Here is a 3,450-nt window from a genome sequence, read left to right as displayed (position 1 = left end):
TCTTCCCGGAGGGCCGGGCCGGTTTCCGCTTGGCGGGACCGGCCCGGCCGCTAGGATGCGCGGCATGGAAACTCTGCTGCACATGACGGGGCATGGATGGCCGATATGACTCTGGTCGACATGCTCGACATCGTGGGAACTTTCGCCTTCGGCCTCAGCGGCGCGACGGTGGCGATCCGCAAGGACCTGGACCTGTTCGGCATCCTCGTGCTCTCCGCCTCCGTGGGGGTTGCCGGGGGAACCATGCGGGACGTCCTCCTCGGCGACGTGCCGCCGGATTCCCTGAAGGACGTGCGGCTGCTGCTGGTGGCCTCCAGCGCCGGGCTCGCGGCATTCTTCCTCGGCCACCGTCTGGAGAAGCTGCGCCGCCCGGTGATGCTGCTGGATGCGGTCGGCCTGGGCTTCTTCGCGGTGGCGGGCTGCCACAAGGCGCTGACCCACGGGCTGCCGCCGCTGGCGGCGATCCTGCTGGGGGTGATGACCGGGGTCGGCGGCGGCGTCCTGCGCGACATGATGGCGGCCGAGATCCCGCGGGTCCTGCGCGAGGATGTCTATGCCGCCGCCGCGCTTGCCGGGGCCGCGGCCTATGCGGCGGCCTTCCATTTCGCCTTGCCGCTCCTGCCGGCGGCGATTGCGGCGATCGTGCTGACCGTCGCGCTGCGCGTCGGGGCCGAGCATTTCGGCTGGCGGCTGCCGCGCGCGCCCTGGTCCTGACGCCGCGGACGCTGCCGGCAGCGTTCGATCCCCTTGCCGTGCGCAGGATGTGCGTTCCGGTTATGGCCAATACACCGGAACCATTTCCCCATTTCTGCGCCAGCTCTTTCCCTGACGGGGAAAATGGACCAGATGAGGCTCGAACCCTCGGGGAGATGACGGATGATTCAGTTCAAGGCACCGATCCTGGCCGGGCTTGCCGCCCTGGGCCTCGCAACCTCGGCTTCGGCCGCAGACAAGCTGGCGCTGGAAATCGGCTACATGCCGATCCTGCCGGACGCCCAGCTTTTCGTCACCCTCGAAGAAGGCTGGATGGACGAGGCCGGGATCGAGCCCGAGCTGGTGCAGTTCCAGAACGGCCCGGCCATGGTGCAGGCGCTGCTGGCCGGCCAGCTGGACGTCGCCTATTTCGGCATCGGCCCGGCGATGGTCGCCCGCGCAAAGGGCGCCGACATCAAGGTCGTGGCCTCCAACATCGTGGAGCAGATCTCGGTCGTCGCGCTCGGCGACCTGGCGCCCTATTTCGACGATGACGCCGCCACCGCCTTTGCCCGCTTCGCCGAGGACAAGGGCCGCAAGCCGGTGATCGCAACCTTCCCGACCGGCTCCGTGCCGGAGACCGTGCTGCAATACTGGCTGCAGAACGGGCTGGGCACCGGTCCGGATGCGGTCGACATCGTCTATCAGGGGGCGGCCCAGGTTCAGCAGGCGCTTCTGACCGGCGCGGTCGACGGTGCCGCGATCCTGGAGCCGGTAGTCAGCTCGGTCCTGGCCCGCGATCCCGAGGCCAAGGTCGTCGCGGCGGGCGGCGAGCTGTTCCCGGACCAGCCGGGCGCCGTCCTGGCGGTGCGCGAGGGCACCATCGCCGATCACCGCGATGCCATCGTCGCGCTGGTCGCTGCGCATGAGCGTGCTACCGAGCTGCTGCGCGACGACCCCGAGGCCGCCACGGCGGCGGTCGCGAAATACGTCGGCGGCGGGCGGCTCGACCCGGAGATCGTGAAGGCGGCGATCGTCCGCTCGCATGACGGCTTCGTTGCCGATCCGAACCGGATTACCGCGGGCACCAAGGCGATGCACGACTTCCAGGAGGCCCAGGGCACGCTGAAGCAAGCCGTCGATCTCGACGCGCTCTTCGACCTCGGCCTCTATGGCGGCACGTCCGGGAACTGATCATGACCCTGACGCGCGCGCGCCCTGCGCTGCTCGGCCTTGCCGGGCTGCTGATCTTTCTCGCCGTCTGGAAGGCGGCGGGCACCTTCGGCTGGGCGCCGCGCGGAACGCTGCCCGACCCGGCGGCGATCCCGAAGGCCTTCGAGGACGAACTGGTCTCCGGCCGGCTGTTGCCGGCCATCGGATCGAGCCTCGTGCACTACGTCTGGGGTCTCGGCCTCGGCAGCCTCTTCGGCGTTGCGGTGGGCTTTGCCGCGGCCACGAGCAGCACGTTCGAGGGCCTGCAGTCCTGGCTGGCGCGGATCCTGCGCCCCATTCCGCCACTGGCCTGGGTGGTCTTCGCCATCGCCTGGTTCAAGGTCAGCCATGCCGGCGCCGCCTTCGTCATCGCCATCGGCGTGTTCTGGGTGAACTACTTCGCCACCTATGCCGCGGTGAAGAACGTGGATCCGCGCTTCCGCGAGCTGGCTAGGGCCTTCGGCCAGGACGGCTACATCAGGCTGCACCGCTCCGTCACGCTGCCTGCCGCCGCGCCCGGCCTGCTGGCGGGGCTGAGGACCGGGGTCGGCCAGGCCTGGATGACGCTGATCGCTGCCGAACTTCTGGGCGTGCCCGGCATGGGGCAGGAGATGAACGCCGCCGCAGGCGTCGGCGCCTACGAGGCGGTGGTGGTCTACATGCTGGCGATTTCCGCCGTCTACACGCTGAGCGACGGCATTTTCGGCCGGATCGAGAGGAGGCTGCTGTCATGGCGTCCGAACTGACCGCAACGCCGGTGATCGAGGCCGAGGGCATCACGCTGAGCTATCCCGATGCGCCGCAGCCGGTGCTCCAGGATTTCAATCTGGCCGTGAAACCGGGCGAATTCGTCGCCATCGTCGGCGGGTCCGGCGTCGGCAAGTCGACGCTGCTGCGCGTGGTCGGCGGGCTGGTCGCGCCGGAACGCGGCCGGGTGACCGTGACGACCCCCGAGGCGAAGGACCGCCGCCGCCGCTCCATCGTCTTCCAGGACGGGCGGCTGATGCCGTGGCGGACCCTGCGTGCCAACATCGGCTACGGGCTGGAGGGGCTGAAGGTCAGCGCCGCCGAGCGCGACCGACGCATCGCCGAGGTGCTGCGCCTGACCGGGCTGGAGGCCATGGCCGAGCGCTATCCCCACCAGCTGTCGGGCGGGCAGGTCCAGCGCGGCGGCATCGCCCGGGCGCTGGCCGTGAACCCGGATATCCTGTTGATGGACGAGCCCTTCTCGGCGGTCGATGCGCTGACCCGCGAAAGCCTGCAGGACGAGGTGCTGCGGATCTGGGCGGAAAGCGGCAAGGCCGTGCTTTTCGTCACCCATGACATTGCCGAGGCGGCCTTTCTGGCCGACCGGGTGATCGTGCTATCTGGCCGGCCGGCGGGCATCGCGCTGGATCTTTCCATCGACCTGCCCCGCCCGCGCGCCCGCGGGTCCGAGGCGCTGGGGGCCTATGCGGGACGCATCGGCGCTGCGCTCTGACAGGGCTGCGACCGGGCGGCCTCTGGCCTTGTCCGGGAGCGCGGGGCAGGGTCGCCGGATCAGCC

4 protein-coding genes are annotated in these 3,450 nt (G+C 70.0%); all 4 read left to right on the top strand.

Features of this window, described 5'->3' with window-relative positions; all coding sequences use genetic code 11:
- Positions 1-96: 96 nt before the first annotated feature.
- The 4 genes from HCC78_RS12885 (at position 97) to HCC78_RS12870 (ending at position 3,385) form a co-directional block, all read left to right on the top strand.
- Positions 97-714 carry a trimeric intracellular cation channel family protein gene (locus tag HCC78_RS12885; RefSeq protein WP_216671140.1) on the top strand — a complete coding sequence of 206 codons (618 nt, stop codon included), beginning with the start codon at positions 97-99 and terminating at the stop codon, positions 712-714.
- 162 nt (positions 715-876) lie between these two features.
- Positions 877-1,887, top strand: coding sequence for an ABC transporter substrate-binding protein (locus HCC78_RS12880; protein ID WP_172329192.1), 1,011 nt, complete (start codon positions 877-879; stop codon positions 1,885-1,887).
- A gap of 2 nt (positions 1,888-1,889) precedes the next feature.
- The gene (locus tag HCC78_RS12875) at positions 1,890-2,651 is read left to right on the top strand and encodes an ABC transporter permease (RefSeq protein ID WP_172329191.1); all 762 of its coding nucleotides are present in this window, start codon (positions 1,890-1,892) and stop codon (positions 2,649-2,651) included.
- Complete coding sequence (locus HCC78_RS12870; protein ID WP_172329190.1) at positions 2,636-3,385, top strand: ABC transporter ATP-binding protein; 750 nt, start codon at positions 2,636-2,638, stop codon at positions 3,383-3,385. The genes HCC78_RS12875 and HCC78_RS12870 overlap by 16 nt, the downstream gene beginning before the upstream one ends.
- The last annotated feature ends 65 nt before the right edge of the window (positions 3,386-3,450 follow it).

Source organism: Mangrovicoccus sp. HB161399 (assembly GCF_013184745.1).
GTDB lineage: Bacteria > Pseudomonadota > Alphaproteobacteria > Rhodobacterales > Rhodobacteraceae > Mangrovicoccus.
The sequence above is the reverse complement of the archived record's forward strand: the minus strand, read 5'-3'. Positions and strand labels throughout refer to the sequence as shown.